Origin of the sequence: Borrelia nietonii YOR (genome assembly GCF_023035795.1) — a bacterium.
GTDB lineage: Bacteria > Spirochaetota > Spirochaetia > Borreliales > Borreliaceae > Borrelia > Borrelia hermsii.
This window is the reverse complement of sequence record NZ_CP073148.1, coordinates 547,032-569,039: the sequence shown is the minus strand read 5'-3', so window position 1 is coordinate 569,039 and position 22,008 is coordinate 547,032. Positions and strand designations below refer to the sequence as shown.

Here is a 22,008-nt window from a genome sequence, read left to right as displayed (position 1 = left end):
TTAAAATTAAGTAAGGAGTGAGGTTTGGAAGAGAATAGAAAGGCCTTGATAGTTGATGATTCTATTTTTATGAGAAAAAACTTAATTAAGATATTGAAAAAATTAGGCTTTAACGAATTTTTTGAAGCAGAAGATGGAATCCAAGCTATTAAAGAATTTGAGAAACAGGAAGAAATTCACCTAATAACCCTTGATATAACAATGATGGGCATGGATGGCATTACGGCCCTTGAGAAAATAAATGAAATTAACAAAAACCTTGCCCGCAAAATAAATGTATTGATGGTTACAGCTCTTGGAAAGCAAGAACTCATTGCAAAAGCTTTAGAACTTGGAGCTAAAGGGTACATTACAAAACCTTTCAGAGAAGATCAAATAGCAGGGCAGATAAAAAAATTATGCTAGGAGAAAATCCTTGATAAGAAAAGAAGAGATCTATAAAAAAACACAAATTAATACATCAAGTCCTATATCAATATTAGTAATGCTTTATGAGAAAGCAATACAAGATCTAGAAATTGCCAAAGAACTTTATAAAAATGAAGATCCAAGCAGTACAGCAAAAGCCGATGAAAAAGTTTACCATGCACAAGATATCATCATTGAATTAATGTCAACATTAAATTTTGAAGATGGTGGGGAAATCTCAAATAACTTATTCTCAATATATTCCTTTTTAAGCAAATCATTAGAAAGTGTTACATTAGAAAAGAATAGGGATAATATTCAAGAAGTCTTAAAGCACCTTAAAAATCTGCACACAGCTTGGAAAGCATTACTTAAAAAAGATAATAATATTACTAACAAGAAATTAGGGATCAACATTGTCAGCTAATAGAATATTAAAAATATATTTAAAAGATCTAACACTTGAACTAAAAAAACTAAAAGCCATCCTAGAATTTGAAAACGAAGAAATCAATAAAGGAATGATAGACACATTAAATATTACAAATCCTGCAAAGGATTTAATTTTAAATTCAATTAAGAATTATTATGTAACCATAAATTCATGGCTAAAGGGACAAGATCAAATACAAGAAAACGTTAGAAAATCAATCGAGGACACTTGCTTATTAAAAGAAAAAATATGCATCCAATACCAAAATACATGCAAAACCTTAAAAGAGCTATTTGTTCAAAAAACAACAATACCAAAAACACAATTTTCTAAAAGTCTCTTTAACTACGATAATCCAATTTTAGTAGATGTCAAGATATGAAAGAAATTTACCTAATAGACGCTTTAAATATAATATTTAGAAATTATCATGCAATGAAAAACAACCCTTTAACAAATAGTAAAGGGGAAAATGTTAATGCATTTATTGGATTTTTCAAAACCCTTTTTTTTATAATAAAAGAAAAAAATCCAGAAAATTTAATTGTAGCTTTTGATTCCGAAACACAAACATTTAGGCAACAAAAATATCCAAGTTACAAAGCAACAAGAGATGCTCCTCCGGATAATTTAATCCCACAAATCCATTGGATAAAAGACGGTCTACTAAAAGCAAACATTCCATTCTTTGAAATACAAGGATACGAAGCTGATGATATTATAGCCAGCTTTGCAAAAAAAGCAGAACGCAACAATTACCTAAATTATATCATTTCTCCAGACAAAGACTTATTGCAATTAATGTCAGCTCAAACCAAAATACTTAAAATCGAGAATAGTAGCTTTGTGAAAATAGATAATGATTATGTGATGCAAAAATTTGGAGTAAATACATCCCAAATCAAAGATTATTTATCCATTGTTGGAGACAGATCAGATAATATACCAGGTATCAAAGGAATTGGGGGAAAAGGAGCCGTCAAGCTACTAAATGAATTTCAAACATTAAAAGGAATATACGAAAATTTAGATTCTATTAATAATAGATACAAAGAAATCCTATTAAGAGAGATAAAAAATGCCTTTTTAAGTTATGAACTTATCAGTCTTGTAGAAGATCTAGAATTACCGGCACTTGAAAAATTTAAACTGGAAAACTTGAAAGAAGACGTCCTTTCACTATTCGAGGAATACTCTGCAACGACCCTAATTAAATCTTATAAAACTATATTAAAAAAAAGACATGTTACAAATCAAACACAAGGAATTTTACAAACAACATCATATTTAAATACTCTTAAAACAATACAAGAAGAAAATATTAAATACGAAACAATATTAACAAAAGAACAACTTGACTTACTAATAGAAAAACTAAAAAAAACAAGCTATGTATCAATAGATACAGAAACAACTTCTACTAATGTCTATGAAGCACAAATAATCGGTATTTCGGTTTCATTTAAAGAATTTGAAAGCTACTATATTCCCATAGAAACTAAAGAAAAAAAATCTATCGAAAAAGAATACATAACACAAAAATTCAATGAATTTTTTAAAACAAACCCTAAATTAATTGGCCAAAACTACAAATTCGATTACAAAATATTTACAAGACATGGATTTAACGCAATACCCCCCTATTTTGATACAATGATAGCAGCATATATTATCGATCCAAACACAAAAGTATCCCTTGACTTTTTATCAGAAAAGTATCTAATGCATAAAAATATCAAGTACCAAGAAATAGTATCACAAAATGGCACTTTGAAAGATATACCACTTGAGACAGTCTCTAATTATGCTGCTGAGGATGCTGATATTACTTTCAGATTATTTAAAATCTTCGCAAAAAAACTCAAAGAAGATAATCTTGAAAGCCTAATGATAGACGTAGAAATGCCATTTAGCAGTGTTATTACAGAAATGGAAGAAAATGGAATTTACCTTGATAAAGATTATCTAAGACAATATAGCCAAGAACTTACCAAAGAATTAAAATTAATTGAAAATGAAATAATACAAAGTATAGGTATTAAATTTAATCTAAATTCAAGCAAACAGCTGTATAGGGTATTATTTGACGAACTAAAGCTGGTACTACCCCCAAATGTCAAAAAACATTCAACAAGTATTAAAGTACTAGAGGCAATAAAAGATCAACATGAATCTATACCAAAAATCATACAACATAGAAAAATCTCAAAGTTAAAAAACACATATACGGATAATTTAATAAAGTTTATAAACGCAAAAACAAATAAAATACACACAAACTTTATACAAGCAAAAGCAGCAACGGGACGCATTTTAAGCACCGCACCTAACCTACAAAATATTCCAATCAAAGACGAAAAAGGACGCAAAATAAGAGAAGCATTCAAACCCAAGAAAGGCAATCTTTTTATTTCTGCCGATTATTCACAAATTGAACTTGTCATACTAGCACACTTCTCAGAAGACGGGGCACTCATTGAAGCATTTAAAAATAAAGAAGACATTCACATCAAAACAGCATCGCAACTTTTTAAAGTAGACACAGAAAAAGTAACGCCCTCCATGAGAAGGGTAGCAAAATCAATTAATTTTGGAATAATTTATAACATGTCAGCACATGGGCTCTCACAAGAGCTATCTATTAAAAGAGAGGAAGCCCAAAAGTTCATCGATTCATACTTTAATCTTTATTCTAAAATAAAAATTTTTATACAAAATCGAATAGATTTTGCCAGAAAAAATGGATACAGTGAAACTCTTCTTAAAAGAAGGAGATATATAAAAGAAATTAATAGTCAAAATCACTCGGAACGCTCAGGAGCTGAACGAATAGCAATAAATAGTACAATCCAAGGAAGTGCATCTGATATAATGAAAATCGCAATGGTCAGAGTATATAATGAATTTAAAAGTAAAAATCTCAAATCAAAAATACTCTTGCAAGTGCACGATGAGATACTAATCGAATCACCTGAGCAAGAATGTGAAGAAGCAAAAACAATAGTCAAAGAAATGATGGAAAATGCTTATCCTTTAAAGCTTCCTTTAAGGATAAATATTGAGACTGGAAAATCATGGGGAGAAATTCATCGATAATTGGCATAACTGGCAGAATATCAACTGGTAAAGATACCGTTTCAAAAATCATTTGCAGTAGGTATGGTTTTCATGAAATAAATGTAGATAAAATTGGACACATAGTCCTACAAGCAAAACAAGATAGAATAGTTAAGATATTTGGCAAAAAAATATTAAATAATAAAAATGAAATAGAAAGAGTAAAACTTCGAAATATTGTATTTAACGACAGGGGAAAACTAGAAAAATTAGAAGCAATAACACATCCCGCTATATACAAAGAAATAGAACAAATAATATTAAAGAATGAATTTGATAAAATCATAATTAATGCTGCATTACTTTTTAAATTAAATCTTGCAAAGTTCTGCGGGCATATATTTATAATAAAAGCAAATGATGAGATAATAAAGAAAAGATTAAGAGCAAGCCGCAACCTTGATGAAAATTTGATTATCAATATCCTTAAGTGGCAAGATGATATTTTTTTAAATAAAAATATTCTAAATTCAAAAATAATAAATATAATTAACAGTAAGAGCTATGAGCATCTAGAAAAAGAAATTAGGGCAAAGATGAAAGAGGTCACATAGATGAAAGATTTTAATGAAAATAACAATAAAGGATTTTTAGTAGCATTAACTTCAATTGTAATCGTTTGTACAATTATATTTCTTGGAATAATTATTTTCTTTCCAAATAAAAACTTAGCCTCCGACATTGCAAGTAAAAATATTATTTTACAAGAAACAAAAGATGAAAAAGTTATAGAAAATGAAAATAATGAAGAAACTTTATCAATAACTGAAAAACCAAATGAAATTATAATTGATCTCACACAAGATATTAAACAAGATAAAAATTTGAGTAATAGCATAAATCAAAATAATAAAAAAATTATTACTAAAAAAGAACCGCAAGTCATAAATAAACATGAACCTACAAAAACACACACAAAGGAAAACCCACCTCAGAAAACACAAACCACTGCAAAGACAAATCAAGAAACTAAAAAAGAACAAAACTATAATAAATTTGAAAACAAATATGACCCTCGAAAGGAATACTACATACAATTTGCATCACTCTCAGATCCAATCTCTGCTGATAACAATATTCAAGAATTAATGAAATATAAAATACATGCAAAGATTTATTCAGCAACAGTAAATGATAAAGAAACTTATAGAGTCAGATCTGGACCTTACAAAACCATATCAGAAGCTAAACTCGATCTTAAGAAAATATCAGGATCAAGTGGATTTAAAGATGCTTATATATTAACTATTAATAAATAAATTAAAATTAGAGACATATTTGTGATATTTCTCTAAATAAATATCATGCATACTAGCACTAAAAGATATAACTTGTTTAAATTTAGCAAGCTTTTTAAATGCCTTATCCAAACTATCAAACTCCCTTAAACAACAAAAAGCTAAGATTGCATTACCGATAATCTCAGAATGTTTAAATTCAAAAATCTTTAAATCCCTACCAATAATATTAGCTTTTAACTCATTTAAAAACAAATTATCCGAATTAGAACCACTCACAAAAATATCTAAGACATCTCTTTTAAAAGATTTAAGCTGAAGTATCTTATTGTAAAAGGAGAAATAAAAAGACTCAAGCATTGCAATTCCTATCTGTAAAGGATTATCTACTTTGCCAAAAATACCTTTACCCAAATCATCTCTTACTTGCAAATCTATTAAAACATGGTCAGAGAAAAGCTCCCTCTTGCTTAAATAAAAATAAACATCACCTAAATCATATGCCTTAGCAATATCTTCAAGAAATTCTTCAAATGACTTTTTCTTTTTAAACAATCTATCTTTCAGTAATTGCAATAAGTATCCAGAAGGCACTATTCTTCCAATAACAAATAAATTATCTAAAAAATAAGGATACTCCAAAGAAAAGCCAGGCAAATATGCATCTGAAACAAAATTAAAACCCTCACTTGTACCTGTCCTATTAGATACAATTCCAGAAAAGAATGCCCCACTTCCAACAAGCACGCTTAAATAATCAATTCCAGCATTAATTACCTCTATACCACTATCAATGCCAAATTCAATACTCGCACCGTTAGTAACCCGACCAGCAATCTCTCCCATCTTTAAAAAAGGGGGAAATTTATTTGTATCAAGGTTATACTCTCTTATCTCAATATTATTCCAAATAAAAGGGATATAAGACAAACTTGGATAGCTTGTAATCAGATTACCTGTAAGCAAATAAATAAAATATTCAAAACAAGATACAAAATATCTAACCTTACCATAAATCCCCCTCTCAAGTGTGCTAAGCACAAGGGGCAAGAAAGCTGATTTCCCTCTAAAGTTACCAACCATCTTAGAAGAATTCCAATGTAAAACTTCCAAAGGAACTAAATCTGAATCAAGAGCTATCAGACATGGAGAAATACCACTAATAGAAATACAATCTATTTTTTTATGCCTAAAATTAGAAATTACTCTCTTTAAAGCAAAAAGCCATATTTTGTAATCAAAATTCTCAAAATCGACACTAAAATAGTCAAAATAATTTACATCAAAACTCTCTAAAATCCCATGATGAGAATTAACTAAAGCGGATTTCAAAGTACTAGTACCAATATCAATAATAAGTACATCCATCAAACTAACTCTTAGAAATTAAATTTTGAATATCATGACTTCTATCAAGAATTTTTTGCAAACTAACTCTATTGTGAATTGCAAAAATTGCACCTGCAAAAAGATGTGCAACATTAGCTTCATAATACCAAGGTTTACTAATAAGCCTATCATCATGATAAACAGCATTTGTTCCAATTATCTTATAAAAATAGCCTTCCTCATAAGCTTTATCAAAATATCTAATTGCATTCCCATTAAAAAATGGCAGACTTATTGCACATATAATCTTTTTAGCTCCCATGCTTTTTAGCAATTTCACAGCCTTAATAAAAGTCCCACCAGTAGCTAACATATCATCACTCATAAAAACATTCTTACCCTCAACATCTCCTAAAAGCTTAGTAACAGAAATATTAGAATCATTAACATTATGTGTTACCTTCGAATAATCCCTTTCCTTATAAAGCAAAGCCAAGGGCCTTTTAAGACTAGATGCAAAAAATTTATTCCTATTAACAGCGCCTGTATCAGGAGAAACAACTACTAAATTTGAATCTCTAATATCTATTAATTCAGCTAAAGCATCAAAAATTTCATAAGATGCATTTAAATTCTCAAAATACGTTTTTCTAAAAACATTTTCAATAGCCTTTGAATGAATGTCTAATGTTAAAATATGCTTAACTCCTAATTCCTCCAGAAACCTCCCAACAAGACTTGCTGTTAATCCTTCTCTTGAATGCTTTTTATCTTGCCTTGAGTAAGGATAAGAAGGAACAATAACACTCACAGAATTAGCCTTAGCCTGCTTGCATGCATCTATTGTAGTCATCAAATTCATTAAATGATCATTAATTGTCATTACCACTTCTTCATTATTATTTACATTAACTGGATAAGTATTAGAAACATCTTGCACAATAAAAATATCTTTATTTCTTATGGTTTTTAAAATTTCTGCTTTAAATTCACCATTAGCAAACTTAACAAAGCTCACAGGAATTTCCATAGCCTCATCAAATCTTGAGTTAGAAAATCCAAACCCTTCTAAAAAAGGAGACAAAATTCCTTCAAGTTTCAAAACATCTTCTTTTAAACAATTAGAAGTTTGTGAAATTTTTTCAATAACTTTACTCTCAGTATCTAAGAATATTTTCTTAAGCTCTTCCATTATTTTATCTGCAAATACCCTCCCACCAGGACAGGCAATAATCCCTATTGATTTTTTAATAAGCAAACTCAATTTTCAAACTCCCTACTTCGACAAAAAATCTTTATTTTATTGTACATTAATACAAATAATTCACACAAGATTAAGAGAAATCTCTAAAATTAAAACAATAAAAGCCCTCATCATGAGTAAATTAAAAACTAAATAATACAATAATCCTAAATAATGCAAAAATTTATTTGTTATCTAAATAACTTCAAACTCAAATCCTATACCAAACTTAAAATCAGAAAATTTATTATTATGAATATTCCAACAATAATATCCCTCAAGTGCCAAGAAAGCAAATGTAGCCCTTGCACCAAGATCCCAACCAAACACATCAAATTCATTCAAGATAGAATCAACAACAGCAGTAGACATATTAGCTCTAGGTCCTGTAAATAATGCAACAGATCCAATGAAAAAGTCTAACCTTGTATAAAACCTAGATTCAATAGCCGCAATGAATGAATGAATATCATTCAATCGTCCTTTACGATTAACACACCTAAATACATTAAAATCAAATCCAAGTTCAAAACCAAGTGAACAGAAATCATCAAATCTTGCTCCCATTTGAGCATGTCCCCCATAAGTCAAACCAGTCTTAGAAATGTTAACCATATCTGCAAAATCTTTAATGATCTTCTCTCTCTCCAAATCAGATATACTACTCTCAAGTTTTTCACCAACGTCTAAAGCTGTATTATAAAAGTTTGAAATAGTACTTACCGGAAAATCCAAACCAAACCCCAAATTAAGTTCAAATTTAATATCCGCAAAAACATTGCTTGTAACGAATATCAACAAGCTTAAAAATAAAATCTTTGTCTGCATAATATTTAACTCCTCCCAAAATACTTAAATGAAGTTGCACACTAAGCTCATGGAACAACAGATGTCAAAATTAGTACAAAACAATCTTTAACTCTGATCCCCCAAAACGGATGAAACTATCTCACTTGCATTAGAAGGAACTAAATATTTTAATTCCTTATATTTTAAGATATACTTCTTCGCATTTTCTATATCCTTTTTTAAATGATAAATATAAAAAACATTAAATAACGCTTCTTGATTAGCAGGCACTACCTCTAAAGTGTTTAAATAAAATTTTAAAGCCTCTTCCAAATTATCCTTTCTAAAGAATAAATAAGCTTTTAAATTAATCAACAAAATATTGTTTGGATCATTTTTCAATAAAGATTCGAGCTTTAACTCAGCCTCATCATATTTCTTTAAATTGATGTAAGCCAAAATAAAATTATAACTAGATGCATCATTCGCATTAGGATTAAATTTAATAGCTTGTTCGTAAAGTAAAACTGATGCCTGATTATTACCAAGTTCCTCATTCAATTTGGCAAGCTTATAATACTCATCCGAGATAGCTTGATAATCTTGAGAAAAAGTTTTACAAGATAATACAAAACAAAAAAGAAATAAAAATAATCCCTTATACACTTAAAGCAAAACCTGAATACTAGATTAGTATAAATATTAAATAAAATATCAATCAATATTAATGCCTAAATAATTATTGGGATCTCAAACCCAAACCCAACCCTTAAGTCTCTATATTTAAAATCATTAATAGAAAATAATACTGATGATTCCAAATTAATAAAGGCTAGTCTCAATCTAAGACCTGTCTCAATAACACTAAAAGGATTAGTTACTACAGCATTACCACTTAAATTTCCCACATAAATAGGATCTACAACTAAAGATCTATCACCAAAACCTGAAAATAAAGTAGCTGCTAAATAATAAATATCATATTTCACAAATAATCTTGGCATTATTCCTAAGTCTAAATTAACAGGATATGAAGCCTTTAGAAGGTTTAAATTGGGTGCAATCATCCTTCCAAGATTCACACCAAACCCAAGTTCAAATCCATAATAAAAATTACTCAAAGCAATAGGAAGACCAATCTGAAAATAACCTTGAAAACCAGCACTAAATAAAGGTGATAATTTTTGCCGCAAAGCATTATTTAAGACACTCCCTGGTATAAAGATTTCCTTCCATAATCTCATAAAATCATCATGACTATCAATTCCAAATTCACTTAATTGCCCAAATAACACTTCCTGTAGCTCAATAGCACGTTCTGTTGTTTCTCCTAAACTAGCTAAAAGTTTTTTCATATTCAATCCAGCTTCATCTAACTTTTTAAGTGCAGCCCTTTTGTTTAACTTTTTTAGTTCAGTCAAAAATTTTTTTAAATCATGACTACTATTTAAAAGCACGTCTAACTCATCCAAATCAGATTCTTCCATTTTGCCCAATTGTGAATTTTTCTCTTTCCTCCCCCTATACAATTTCTTAAAAGTACCTAAATTTTTTTGAAAAGAAGCATATAAATCAGATGCACTATCCTCAAATGCACTCCAACGGGGCAAAAAATTATTTCTAAAATTTTGCAATATAGGGAATAATTCAGAACTTAACAACTTATCCAAAACTGTGCCAGTCTTTTTACCAAATAAAGAAAGTGACTCAAGACTAATTTGTGTACTAAAACCTGCTGAGAAATACAAAAATTTGGCATAAGATGTACTAAAAAACAAGAACAATATAATAATAATTAAAAATCTTCTCATCTATCAAACCCTATTAAACAAAATTTATTTAATAACTAAACTATAATAACCTTTATTGCAAAAAAACACAATGCAATTCAAAAAGCACAATTGCATTGTATTATAAAGCTTAAAAGCAAATAAATAAAAAAGGATTCCTATAATACTTAAGAATCCTTCTAAAATAACTAAGTCAAAAACTAAAATTAAAGCTTTTCTTGGTCATATTTGTTAAATATATGTTCTGTTAAATATTTACCAACTGACCTTTTTTCTTGAACAAGCTTAGATATTATATTAAAATGCCTTGGTTCAATTTTGAAATATTTATAAGCTCTTCCGTCTTTAAAAAATACAGAAAGTTCAGATAAAGCAGAATCATAATCAACTTGACATATCTTGCTTAATTCATGAGATATTGTTAAAGTATTCAAACTTATATCCTCCAATGATTATTCTTAGGAGTATAAAATATAAAGTAAAGAAAGAGTAAATTCATTAAATGTTAAGTATTTTTAATCAATAAAATCAAAATTTACTAAATGATATATTCCTTATAACTAACTGTATATCTTTTAATACAACTTAGTCAAGTAAGTCTGCAAATAACTGGATTCCCGCACAAAATTCAATAAAAATGAATTGCCGACCTTTTTACAATGAAACTTTCTTAAGTCAAAATTGACTTGAACAGTTTCAAATAGACTTTTTTAAAAAAATCATGTAAAATACTTAAGATAATTAGTGTTCTAACTATACATGCTCAGGAGGAAAAATATTCCATGGATTATAAAAAATTGCGAAACATAGGTATTAGTGCCCACATTGATTCAGGGAAAACCACACTCACAGAACGTATTCTTTTTTATTGTAATAAAATTCACGCCATTCATGAAGTTAAGGGAAAAGACGGAGTTGGAGCAACAATGGATTCAATGGAACTTGAAAGAGAACGGGGCATCACAATAGCATCAGCTGCAACTCACGTTGAATGGAAGAACCATCCAATCAATATTATTGACACTCCGGGTCACGTTGACTTCACAATTGAAGTTGAACGTTCACTTAGAGTTCTAGACGGAGCGATACTTGTTCTTGACTCTGTTGCGGGAGTTCAATCCCAATCAATTACAGTTGACAGACAATTAAAAAGATATAATGTACCACGCCTTGCTTTCGTAAATAAATGTGACAAAACCGGAGCAAATCCTAACAACGTAAAAGATCAACTTAAAGATAAGCTTGGGTTAAACTCAGTTTTAATGCAAATTCCAATAGGACTTGAAGATAAACACATAGGAATTGTAGATCTTATTGTAATGAAAGCCTATTACTTTGAAGGTAGAGATGGAACAGAAATCATAGAAAAGGAAATTCCTGCCGAGTTATTAAATGAGGCTGAAGAAAAGCGAAAAATAATGCTTGATGCACTATCTGACTTTAATGATGAACTTATGGAACTTCATATGGAAGGACAAGATGTAGCTATAAAGACAATATACGATGCCGTTAGAACAGGTACTTTGGCTTTAAAACTTTGTCCTGTATTTATGGGTTCTGCTTATAAAAACAAAGGTGTGCAACTTTTACTTGACGCTGTAAATAGATTTTTGCCTTCTCCTCATGACATCAAAAATGTGGCACTTGACTTAAACGCAAACGAAAAAGAAATTGAACTTAAAACCGATGAAAACTTACCAACTGTAGCACTGGCTTTTAAATTGGAAGATGGACAATATGGGCAATTAACTTATGTAAGAATATATCAAGGGATTTTAAAAAAAGGACAAGAACTAATAAATTCAAGAACTTCGAAAAAGTTTAAAGTTGGCAGACTTATTAGAATGCATGCCAATAACACTGAAGACATTGAATTTGGAAGCAGTGGGGATATTGTTGCATTATTTGGAATAGAATGTGCATCAGGAGATACATTCTGTGACCCTTCAATTAACTATTCAATGACATCAATGTATGTTCCAGAACCAGTAATATCTTTATCAATAAAACCCAAAGATAAAAAATCAGCTGACAATATGGCAAAAGCTCTTGGAAGATTTACTAAAGAAGATCCCACATTCAAAACTTATGTAGATGCTGAATCAAAAGAAACAATAATACAAGGAATGGGCGAACTGCACTTAGAAGTTTATATTGAAAGAATGAAAAGAGAATTTAAAGCAGAAGTTGAAACAGGAATGCCTCAAGTAGCATACAGAGAAACCATAACAGACAAAGCAGAATTTAATTATACTCATAAAAAGCAATCAGGAGGTGCGGGTCAATTTGGAAGAGTTGCTGGATTTATGGAACCACTTGATGCAGAAGGACAAACTTATGAATTTGTCAATCTTATAAAAGGTGGAGTAATTCCAACAGAATACATTCCATCATGTGACAAAGGATTCCAAAAGGCTATGGAAAAAGGAACTTTAATAGGCTTCCCAATTGTAGGTATTAAAATTACAATTAATGACGGCCAATATCATATCGTTGACTCATCAGACATTGCATTCCAACTTGCAGCAATTGGTGCATTCAGAGAAGCTTATAATAAGGCAAAACCCACAATACTCGAGCCAATAATGAGAGTAACTCTTGAAGGTCCAACCGAATTCCAAGGCAATATGTTTGGTCTTTTAAACCAAAGAAGAGGAATAATTTTAGGCTCTGTTGAAGAGGGCAATTTCTCAAAAGTTGAAGCTGAGGTACCTTTAAGCGAGATGTTTGGATTTTCAACCGTTTTAAGATCTTCCACACAAGGAAAAGCTGAATTTTCAATGGAATTTTTAAGATACGGTAAAGTTCCAAATACAACATTTAATGAATTATGTAAAAAATTTAACGAACAAAATAAATAAGGGGGAACCATTATGTTTGAATTAACGCAAGATAAACAAGAAATAAGAATAAAAAATAAATTTTTAGCCCAAGTTTTTGGATTAATGGCAATTGGTCTTTTAATATCTGCAATCTTTGCATATACAACATCTGAAAATCAGATAATGAAAGCCATAATATTCACAAATCCAATGTCATACATAGCAATGCTACTTGTACAGTTTGGACTTGTTTATGCAATAAGCGGAGCAATCGAGAAAATATCAAGCGGCACAGCAACAGCACTTTTTCTAGGATACTCAGCTTTAACAGGAGTAACACTATCTTCTGTATTTATGATATACACTCAAGGTTCAATATTTTATACATTTGGAATTACTTCTTTAACTTTCCTTGCAATGTCCTTTTACGGATATACAACAAGCACAGACCTTACAAAAATGGGAAGTTATTTGATTATGGGATTATGGGGCATCATTATTGCATCTATTTTTAACATATTCTTTAGAAGCTCAGGACTTGATTTTTTAATCTCAATTCTAGGTGTCATATTATTTACAGGTTTAACGGCTTACGATGTTCAAAATATTTCTAAAATGAATAGAATGTTAGAAGATGGTACTGAAATTAAAAATAGAATGGCAGTTGTAGCCTCTTTAAAGCTTTACCTAGATTTCATAAATTTATTCCTATATTTACTAAGATTCTTAGGGCAAAGAAGAGATTAAAAACTAACTTGCAAGTTTAAAGCTAAGGTTAAAGCAAAAATGAATGCTTAAGTTAAGCATTCATTTTTAGGAGTTAAATTGAGTATAGATAGCCTAGAATTTGAAGAAAGCAATACCCAGAATGTTATAAGGAACAGTTTTGAGTTTGAAGGATATATAGAAAGCAATAAACCAATAATCATTGAAGGAGCCCTTAAAGGATTTATAACTTCAACAAGTTCAATTTACTTAAGAGAAAAAGCTAATGTAGAAGCAGAAATTAAGTGTAATAATTTCCTAAATCATGGAACAATGAAAGGCAATGTAGAAGCTTTAGAGACAATCAAAATTTACAAAACTGGAAAGTTAATCGGCAACATTAAAACAAAAGAACTCTTCATAGACTCAGGGGCACTCTTTAATGGAAATTGTGAGATGAAAGAAAAATGACAAATAAAAGTTTTGGTCTAAAAATAATCCTCATATTACTCTCATGCCTAAGCCTACTAAAAGCACAAGAAAAAGAAGACTCGCTTTTACTCTATAGACAAGGCAAATTCCAAGAAGCTATTATCAATACCCAAAATGAAATAAAACACAAGACAAATAATTTAGATGCAAGAGTAATACTTATATGGAGTTTAATAGCAATAGGTGAATATAAAAGAGCCGAATTAGAATCAATCAAAGGACTTGAAATTAACAAGAATGATTCAAGAATAATCCAAGCATTAGGAGAAGCTTATTTTTTCCAAGGACAATATAAAAATGCTCTTAAACATTTTCAGAAATATATTAGTCTTGACTCCAATGGAGCGCGAATAGCTAAAGTATACATTTTAACTGCAGACTCTTTTTATAAACTTGAAAGATATAATGAAGCCGATTTCGCATATGAAAATGCTTTAAGATTTTTGCCAAATAATCAAAACCTACTATTAAAGCTTGCAAAAGCAAGGCTTAATGCAAAAAATAAAATTTTAGCAAAAGAAACTCTAACAAAATTGCTAACTTTAAATCCCAATCACTTAGAAGCAAAAAATTTGTTAAAAAAGACAGAAAAAAATAATCATACTCCTTGACATTATATCTGTAAGCATTTATCCTATTTATTAGTTTATTAATAAAACAGAGGGCTGCTAGCTCAGGTGGTCAGAGCATCGGATTCTTAACCCGCAGGTCACAGGTTCGAGTCCTGTGCAGCTCACTTGAATGATTTAAGCTGAAGGTTTTGCTTATTTCAAAGTATTGACAAATTTTGAAATAAATGGTACAATTATTTTTGGTAGATTTAATTGTTTACGGGCTTATAGCTCAGCTGGTAGAGCATCGCCCTTTTAAGGCGAGGGTCGTAGGTTCGAGTCCTACTGAGCTCAATTTTTTGTCCTCTTCGTCTAGTGGCCTAGGACTCCAGGTTTTCATCCTGGCAACAGGGGTTCAATTCCCCTAGAGGATGTCAAGAGAAACTCTCATGGGTTCTCTCTTTTTCATTATTGTATTAATATATATATAATAATGAAAAATATTCTAGCAACAATGGTTTTATTAACAAGTCTTTACGCAATGTATGCAAACAAAAATGAAAAAAAATCCCCTATCAGTAATAACAATCACAAAATAATACGTTATGATGAAAAAAAAGTAAATCACATTGTACTAAATCTCCAGATTAATGAAAATGCAAGCATAGAAATCAACACTCAAAACAAAAACTACTTATATAATATTCCAAATATAATAAATCAAGATAAAGAATTAACGATAGAAATCAAAATGAACAATATCAAATCCATCAAACTAAATAATAGTGAAATAAAAAATTCAAAGATTAAAACAACAAGATCAAATCCTCAAAAATTTAAAATCTTAATTAGTCAAAATGAATATTCTATTAAATTTAATCTTAACAAAAATATGTTTCCTATCGTAGGTTTTAAAGCAAAAAAAATAATATTAAAGCCCATGCTCACGAACTTATATTCAGAAAAAGAATCTCAAAAAATAGTATTATCCAATCTCATCAAGTACACATCACTAGACAATAATAATGACGAAATAAAGTCTACTAAAAACAGCAATATGCTTCAAATAAGTAAAATTGGATATATTAATATGAATGCTTACTATGATATAAACAAACCAATAAATTCTGATCTAAAATTTATTTTCAACTATAAAAAAGAAAATTACAGAAGAGATTCATTTGAGATTTTCAAACTAATAGCAGAACCTAACATATATGTACTAAAATTCAAGAACTTAACCGATCAGTCTCTAATGTTAAAAAGAATGGCATTTTTTATCGAAAAAAAAGAATTCAGAGGAATGTTACTATCAAACAACGAACTAGAAAATAAAGTAGGATGGAAAGGTCACAATTATAGACTTAAAGACATAATTCTATTTTTTAATGCAGCACAAAAATCAAATATAAAATTAAACAAAGAAGAAAAAATTTTAAAAAACTTAATTATAATCAACAAATTAGCATATATTGAAAACAATATAATTAAAATCAAAGACGAATCAAGAAATACTGCGTTTGCAACTTATTCAGAAGATGAAACTATGTCAAAAATAGCCCAAATGATAATATTTATGCATGAAATATTACACATGTATTTCTTTATAGACAATAATTTCAATAAAGCAATCTCTAATTTTTGGAATAAAAATATCTTATCAAAAGATAAAAAAGCCTGGATTAAATTTTTAGATAATAAAGGTTATGATGTTAAGTCTCATTATTTAGTAATAAACGAGTTCTACACCTACACCACTCAAATTCCAAAAAAAGATATTGCAAATTATTTAACTAACACCAAATATTTCCCCAAACTTGGACTTGGGAGATATGAAGCATGGGCTATAAAATTAGAAGAATTATTATGGAAAGCAAAAGGATTAATAGCTGGCGAACTATTAATCCTTTTCAAGGATAAAATAATAAAAAAGCAAAATATATATGCTAACAAAATTGCAAATTAATTACCCTTTTCTGGGTTTAATACAATCTCTACCCCTTGCTTAACATCAATTTCCTTAAACAACATATTTATGGTGTCTTTACTTAAATTATTTTCAATAAATTTAGCACTAAACGTATCTCTTAAGGCACCATACCAAATAACTGAATATAATATCTTTGAAAGCCAATACCCATTAGATTTAGAACTAATATTATGATCTTTAATAATACTCTTCTTAATATAATTAAAATCCTCGTCCACAAAATCTCTTTTTTGTTTTTCTAATATATACTCATTAACGGACTTCAAGACATTATCTAAAACCTTAGGTTCAACAGTAAAATATACAGTTAAAAAACCATCTGAATTAGAATGTTTTCTAAGTAAATAATCAAAAGATGCTCCTATTGAATAAACACTAGATTGCTTTCTTCTAATAGTTTTAACAAGACCTTCAGTTAATAGCGATGCTAAAGCCTCATAATTTATAATATCCTCAGGTGTATAATTGAACTTAAAAGGATACAAAATGTACGCAGTACTAGTTGAATCCTTGCCTTTTTTTATAACTATTCTATCCGTACTTTTCTTATAAGAATAATCCAAATCTCTAAACTCATCCAATTTTTTGGAACTTAAATTACCTAAATACTTACTTGAAAGATTTTTTATTGTCTCTAAGTCAACATCTCCCACAAAAACAAATTTGAAGTTATTTGCATAAGTAAATCTCCTTTTATAAAAATCCAAAAGAACATCCTTTGATACATTTTTCAAATCAGATTCTTTAATATCTCTCAAACGGTAATCATCATTATTATAAAATTTCCTAATAGCACTATTAAAAAGATATTTAGAACTATTTTCCTTACTCTTAATTGTTGCTTTTATATCATCAATGGTACTTTGCAAAACAACATCATCTATCTTTGGATCATTAAATGTAAAGTATATAAGCTTAAAAAGAGTTTCAATGTCCTTAGTATCAGCACTACCATTAATGCTTGACATTTGATCACCAACTGTTGGGGTTAAACTTACAACCTTATCTGACAAATATTTTTCAACTTGAAGCTGAGAATAATCCCCATATCCTGAATTAGAAACTACTCCTGGAGCCAAAGACAAAACAGGCACAAGTTCAGCATTCTCACTTAACAAACCACCCCAAGAAGATGCACTAAAATTAACTATATTTTTCTTATGCTCATTTCGCTTAAAGTAAACTTCAACTCCATTCTCCAGCATAAAGGATGAAATTCCATAAGATAATTCTTTCTCATCAATAATCTTTTTACTTTCTAAAGACTTTTTAAAAAATTCACCCTGAATTGATACATCATCATAAGGTTTAATTTCTCTTCCTAAAGCAAGATCACGCAATTCTTTCATCTCTTCAAAAGTTAAATTGGGATGAAATTTCTTAGAATAAGAATAAATAATAGCCATATCATCTATGGATGCTTCACGCTTGGCAAAATTTGATATTTCTCTCAGACTAATTTTATTTAGATGATCAATAATAATATCAAAATATTCATTCATATCGAACATCAAAGAATCTTGAGAAATACTATCTACTAAGCTACGTACAATACTAGATGAATATCGCTTATTGATATTATCCTTGCTCAGCTTAGCAGAACTTATAAGCTTAGACTTGATCTTGTCGATTTCACCTTTTGTAAAACCAAATCTCTTAATTCTCTCAATTTCATAGAAAAACCCTTCAATAGCTTCTTTAAAATGCTCTGGATTAATCTTAAAAGAAATTTCATTAATCAAAACATAATTATCATCGGATTTAAATTCCGAATCAAATTTATCAAATGACATAAAATAATTTGTTCCAGCAGTCTTTAGCTCATAAAATCTATTTACAAAAAGCTCATCTAATAAGGTCTTCTCAACCATTCTTGCAACATAATCAACAGTATCAAAACTATCTTTAATCCTCTTTTTAATAACAAAATTCAGACTAGGAAATGGTATCTCAATATCTTCGATACTTACAAATTTTTCATCAATACTTGTACCCAAATTTATTTTAACCTTTTCAGGCTCACTTACCGGTTTCTCTAAAGATGCAAACCGTTCTCTTATTTTCTTTTCAATTTTATCAGGAGCAATATCTCCCACAACAATGATACTAGTAAGATCTGGTCTATACCATTTCTTATAAAATTTCTTGAAATTTTCTGATTTAAAAGATAAAATTCTCTCTTCAAGTCCAATAGGAAATCTGACTGCATATTTACTATCACCCAAAATAACCCCAAACATCTTTTCAGCTACCCTACCAGAATAATTCTCCCCACGCTTTTTCTCTTCAAGAACAACATTACGCTCTTTATCTATTTCTACTTCATCAAATTTCATTTGAAAAGCCCAGTTCCTTAATACATTCAAGGCCTCATCAATCTCTGATTCATTCCCACCATCTGGCAAATCAAGACGATAATAAGTCTTATCAAAACTAGTATAAGCATTAATATCAGCCCCAAATTTCATCCCAAACTTCTTAAGAACTTCCAAAACACCCTCACTACCAGGATAATCCGCTGTACCCTTAAAAGCCATATGTTCAAGATAATGAGCCAAACCCCTCTCATTTTCCTCTTCGTTTAAAGATCCAACATTAAACAAAACTCCCATATGAACAGCCTTACTTGGAAGTCGATTGCCATAAATATAATATTTAAGTCCATTTTCAAGCTGGCCACTTACTAAGTTTTTATCAACCTTTAACTTAGCAGACGAACAAGATAAAAAAAGAAAGACCAAAATTAAAAAGACAAATTTTAATATACTAATATTGTTAATATGTTCGTATTTCATTTCCTTTTCCTTGCATTTATTCTTATGTCATAAACTTTTTTAATTTCTCTTAAAATAGATGAAAATCCAAAATCATACCAATCCTTCACACCCTTTAACCTAGCAATGGGAAACAATTCATAAAATAAGAATAAAAGTTCCCCCTTAGATAACTTTGAAATATCATCAAGGTAAACCCTCTTATTCAATTCCCTAACATATACAAAAGGTTTCAATTTATCTAAAACAAACTTACTAAAATCAGGACTTAAAATACTCGTCTCATAAATTTCAATAGTAGCATGCTCACTTGATACATTATCATACCCTTTAAAGGATACTGGCTCTAAAATCACAAAATTACCATCTTGAACACCTACATTGCGCCCATCTAAAGTTTTTAAAAATCCATCACTACCATCAAAATAGACAAAAATATTTAAGTCTCTCGAGGCCTTTAAGACAAACTTCGAACTATTATAATTCTCTGGGCGTTGCAGAATATTAATATGCTGCACACCATCCAACTCATTACCGCCACTTAAAACTTGAACACCCCTTTCAGCCAAAACCTGCTTGGCCAAATCAATATACGTAAAAAATTCATTTTTTTGAGTCAAATGTTTTTCTCGCTCCAATAAGTGAAGCACAAATAATAGATCTTTCCTATCAAGACTGCGGTAAAAATCAACACTCTCTAAATTAATCCCAAAAATAAAACCATGAATAAAAAAAAACAGAATTGTTATAAAATATTTACTCATATACATCTTCCATACATACACTTTACTGCTTTAACGCTAAAAAAACAGGACAATGATCGCTACCCATTACCTCACTTAAAATCAAAGCATCCCTTACCTCAGATTTAAAGACTTCATTTACAAGAAAATAATCAATCCTCCAACCTATATTACGCTCTCTTGCCCTTGTTCTATAATCCCACCAAGTATAGTTGCCCGGCTCCCTGTTAAACATTCTAAAGGTATCTACATAACCTCCATTTAAAAAGTTATCCATCCAAGTAGTTTCTTCAATATAAAAACCAGCAGATTCTCTGCTGGACTTAGGATTAGAAAGATCAATTTCTGTATGTGCAATATTAAAATCACCACAAATAACAATATTCTTTCCAGCAGTTACAAATGAATTTGCAATAGATTCAAGGCTCATTAAAAATTCAAGCTTATAATTAAGTCTTTTTCTTAAAGCTTGAGAATTAGGAAAATACGCATTAATAAGGATAAAATCACGATAATGAGCAATAAGACATCTCCCTTCTCTATCAAATATTTCCATATTCATATTCTCTAATTTAATAGGCTCAATCTTTGAATAAAGAGCAACCCCACTATAACCCTTTATTATGGATTTTGAAAAATAAGAATAATACTCCTTAATATTAATAAGCTTTTTTGGTAACTGCTCTTTGCAAGCCTTGATTTCCTGAAGACACAAAATATCCGGACTATATTTTTCAATAAACTCAAAGAAACCTTTGCCAAAAACAGCTCTTATTCCATTGACATTCCAAGAAATTAAATTCATAATCATTCACCAACTCAATTTAAACATGTATCTGCAACCCATCATAAGCCAAATAAATATCATATCTCTTTAGATAATCAAATTCTTCATGCATGATATCATGTGAAATATGTGTAAAATAAGTAACCTTAGGATTTATTTTTTTAACTTCATTAATAGCATCATCAAAATTCAAATGTCCAGGATGAGGTTTAATCCTTAAGGCATCTATTACGAGTACATCCAAGCCCTTTAAATAGTTGTAAGAAATCTCAGGAATAGATTTAACATCAGTAAGATATGCTAAATTAGCTATTCTATAGCCTAAACTAATTATATCTCCATGTAATAAAGGAATTGGCATTATATTTATTCCTCTAAAAAAAATTTGTTGCAAATCCACTGCCAAGCTAGGAATAATATTTGCTTTCCCACTTATAGATACTTTTGACGAAAAATTATGCGGAAAAGCATTTTTAATGTGTTGCATCGTACTCTCTCGCGCATAAATGGGTAAAGGAACAGTCCTTGTATAAAATTTAATATCATCAAGACCCATAATATGATCATAATGCTCATGGGTATACAATACCAAATCCAACTTAACGATATTTTCTCTTAAAAGCTGTGTTCTAATATCAGGACCTGTATCAATTAATAAGTTCATTCCATATAAACTGAGGAAAAAGGCACTTCTAAGTCTTTTATTTTTACCAAAGTTTAAACTGCATACTCTACAACTGCAATTCAACATAGGAACACCACTTGATGCACCAGTTCCTAAAAAGATTCCTAACATG

At 29.7% G+C, this 22,008-nt stretch carries 21 protein-coding genes and 3 tRNA genes; 14 read left to right on the top strand and 10 right to left on the bottom strand.

Annotated elements, in window-relative coordinates:
* Positions 1-24: 24 nt before the first annotated feature.
* From bhYOR_RS02770 to bhYOR_RS02745, 6 genes are read left to right on the top strand one after another with little or no spacing between them, the layout of a single operon-like run.
* On the top strand, positions 25-405 hold the full coding sequence (locus bhYOR_RS02770) for a response regulator (protein ID WP_025399866.1): 381 nt from the start codon (positions 25-27) through the stop codon (positions 403-405).
* A gap of 10 nt (positions 406-415) precedes the next feature.
* The gene (gene fliS, locus bhYOR_RS02765; protein ID WP_025399865.1) at positions 416-835 is read left to right on the top strand and encodes a flagellar export chaperone FliS; all 420 of its coding nucleotides are present in this window, start codon (positions 416-418) and stop codon (positions 833-835) included.
* Positions 825-1,223, top strand: coding sequence for a hypothetical protein (locus tag bhYOR_RS02760; protein WP_025434079.1), 399 nt, complete (start codon positions 825-827; stop codon positions 1,221-1,223). The genes fliS and bhYOR_RS02760 overlap by 11 nt, the downstream gene beginning before the upstream one ends.
* Positions 1,220-3,937, top strand: a complete 2,718-nt coding sequence (gene polA, locus bhYOR_RS02755) for a DNA polymerase I (protein ID WP_247088186.1) — start codon at positions 1,220-1,222, stop codon at positions 3,935-3,937. The genes bhYOR_RS02760 and polA overlap by 4 nt, the downstream gene beginning before the upstream one ends.
* The gene (coaE, locus tag bhYOR_RS02750; RefSeq protein WP_025399862.1) at positions 3,916-4,512 is read left to right on the top strand and encodes a dephospho-CoA kinase; all 597 of its coding nucleotides are present in this window, start codon (positions 3,916-3,918) and stop codon (positions 4,510-4,512) included. The genes polA and coaE overlap by 22 nt, the downstream gene beginning before the upstream one ends.
* On the top strand, positions 4,513-5,217 hold the full coding sequence (locus bhYOR_RS02745; RefSeq protein WP_025434078.1) for an SPOR domain-containing protein: 705 nt from the start codon (positions 4,513-4,515) through the stop codon (positions 5,215-5,217).
* Here bhYOR_RS02745 and bhYOR_RS02740 read toward each other — a convergent pair.
* The 6 genes from bhYOR_RS02740 to bhYOR_RS02715 all read right to left on the bottom strand — a co-directional run bounded on the left by bhYOR_RS02740 (position 5,200) and on the right by bhYOR_RS02715 (position 10,781).
* On the bottom strand, positions 5,200-6,564 hold the full coding sequence (locus bhYOR_RS02740; protein ID WP_025434077.1) for an FGGY-family carbohydrate kinase: 1,365 nt from the start codon (positions 6,562-6,564) through the stop codon (positions 5,200-5,202). The two genes, bhYOR_RS02745 and bhYOR_RS02740, sit on opposite strands and share 18 nt — an antisense overlap.
* A 4-nt stretch (positions 6,565-6,568) precedes the next feature.
* Positions 6,569-7,789, bottom strand: coding sequence for a ribose-phosphate pyrophosphokinase (locus bhYOR_RS02735; RefSeq protein WP_025434076.1), 1,221 nt, complete (start codon positions 7,787-7,789; stop codon positions 6,569-6,571).
* A 174-nt stretch (positions 7,790-7,963) separates the two neighbouring features.
* Positions 7,964-8,599: a hypothetical protein gene (locus bhYOR_RS02730; RefSeq protein ID WP_025399858.1), complete on the bottom strand. Its 636-nt coding sequence runs from the start codon at positions 8,597-8,599 to the stop codon at positions 7,964-7,966.
* A gap of 84 nt (positions 8,600-8,683) precedes the next feature.
* Positions 8,684-9,223 carry a tetratricopeptide repeat protein gene (locus bhYOR_RS02725; protein ID WP_025434075.1) on the bottom strand — a complete coding sequence of 180 codons (540 nt, stop codon included), beginning with the start codon at positions 9,221-9,223 and terminating at the stop codon, positions 8,684-8,686.
* A gap of 65 nt (positions 9,224-9,288) precedes the next feature.
* Complete coding sequence (locus bhYOR_RS02720; RefSeq protein WP_025399856.1) at positions 9,289-10,368, bottom strand: hypothetical protein; 1,080 nt, start codon at positions 10,366-10,368, stop codon at positions 9,289-9,291.
* A 185-nt stretch (positions 10,369-10,553) separates the two neighbouring features.
* A complete protein-coding gene (locus bhYOR_RS02715; protein ID WP_025375539.1) occupies positions 10,554-10,781 on the bottom strand; it encodes a KTSC domain-containing protein in 228 nt (75 codons plus the stop codon).
* A 348-nt stretch (positions 10,782-11,129) separates the two neighbouring features.
* Here bhYOR_RS02715 and fusA point away from each other — a divergent pair, with 348 nt between their 5' ends.
* The 8 genes from fusA (at position 11,130) to bhYOR_RS02675 (ending at position 16,883) form a co-directional block, all read left to right on the top strand.
* Complete coding sequence (gene fusA, locus bhYOR_RS02710; RefSeq protein ID WP_025399855.1) at positions 11,130-13,208, top strand: elongation factor G; 2,079 nt, start codon at positions 11,130-11,132, stop codon at positions 13,206-13,208.
* Between the two features lie 12 nt (positions 13,209-13,220).
* On the top strand, positions 13,221-13,916 hold the full coding sequence (locus bhYOR_RS02705) for a Bax inhibitor-1/YccA family protein (protein ID WP_025399854.1): 696 nt from the start codon (positions 13,221-13,223) through the stop codon (positions 13,914-13,916).
* Between the two features lie 78 nt (positions 13,917-13,994).
* Entirely contained in the window at positions 13,995-14,345 is a 351-nt protein-coding gene (locus bhYOR_RS02700; RefSeq protein ID WP_025399853.1) for a bactofilin family protein, read from the top strand.
* Positions 14,342-14,977 carry a tetratricopeptide repeat protein gene (locus bhYOR_RS02695; protein WP_025399852.1) on the top strand — a complete coding sequence of 212 codons (636 nt, stop codon included), beginning with the start codon at positions 14,342-14,344 and terminating at the stop codon, positions 14,975-14,977. Before bhYOR_RS02700 ends, bhYOR_RS02695 begins: the two co-directional genes overlap by 4 nt.
* A gap of 51 nt (positions 14,978-15,028) precedes the next feature.
* A tRNA-Lys gene (locus bhYOR_RS02690) sits at positions 15,029-15,102 on the top strand.
* Positions 15,103-15,198: 96 nt separating this feature from the next.
* A tRNA-Lys gene (locus tag bhYOR_RS02685) sits at positions 15,199-15,271 on the top strand.
* 7 nt (positions 15,272-15,278) lie between these two features.
* Positions 15,279-15,351 (top strand) — tRNA-Glu (locus bhYOR_RS02680).
* 59 nt (positions 15,352-15,410) lie between these two features.
* Positions 15,411-16,883: a hypothetical protein gene (locus bhYOR_RS02675; RefSeq protein ID WP_025434074.1), complete on the top strand. Its 1,473-nt coding sequence runs from the start codon at positions 15,411-15,413 to the stop codon at positions 16,881-16,883.
* Here bhYOR_RS02675 and bhYOR_RS02670 read toward each other — a convergent pair.
* The 4 genes from bhYOR_RS02670 to bhYOR_RS02655 are packed head-to-tail and all read right to left on the bottom strand — an operon-like array spanning position 16,880 to position 22,007.
* Positions 16,880-19,702 carry a M16 family metallopeptidase gene (locus bhYOR_RS02670; protein WP_025434073.1) on the bottom strand — a complete coding sequence of 941 codons (2,823 nt, stop codon included), beginning with the start codon at positions 19,700-19,702 and terminating at the stop codon, positions 16,880-16,882. The genes bhYOR_RS02675 and bhYOR_RS02670 overlap by 4 nt on opposite strands.
* Positions 19,699-20,445 carry a hypothetical protein gene (locus tag bhYOR_RS02665; protein WP_025399849.1) on the bottom strand — a complete coding sequence of 249 codons (747 nt, stop codon included), beginning with the start codon at positions 20,443-20,445 and terminating at the stop codon, positions 19,699-19,701. The genes bhYOR_RS02670 and bhYOR_RS02665 overlap by 4 nt, the downstream gene beginning before the upstream one ends.
* A 22-nt stretch (positions 20,446-20,467) precedes the next feature.
* Entirely contained in the window at positions 20,468-21,229 is a 762-nt protein-coding gene (gene xth, locus bhYOR_RS02660; RefSeq protein WP_025434072.1) for an exodeoxyribonuclease III, read from the bottom strand.
* Positions 21,230-21,248: 19 nt separating this feature from the next.
* Positions 21,249-22,007, bottom strand: a complete 759-nt coding sequence (locus bhYOR_RS02655) for an MBL fold metallo-hydrolase (protein WP_025434071.1) — start codon at positions 22,005-22,007, stop codon at positions 21,249-21,251.
* Position 22,008: the final 1 nt, after the last annotated feature.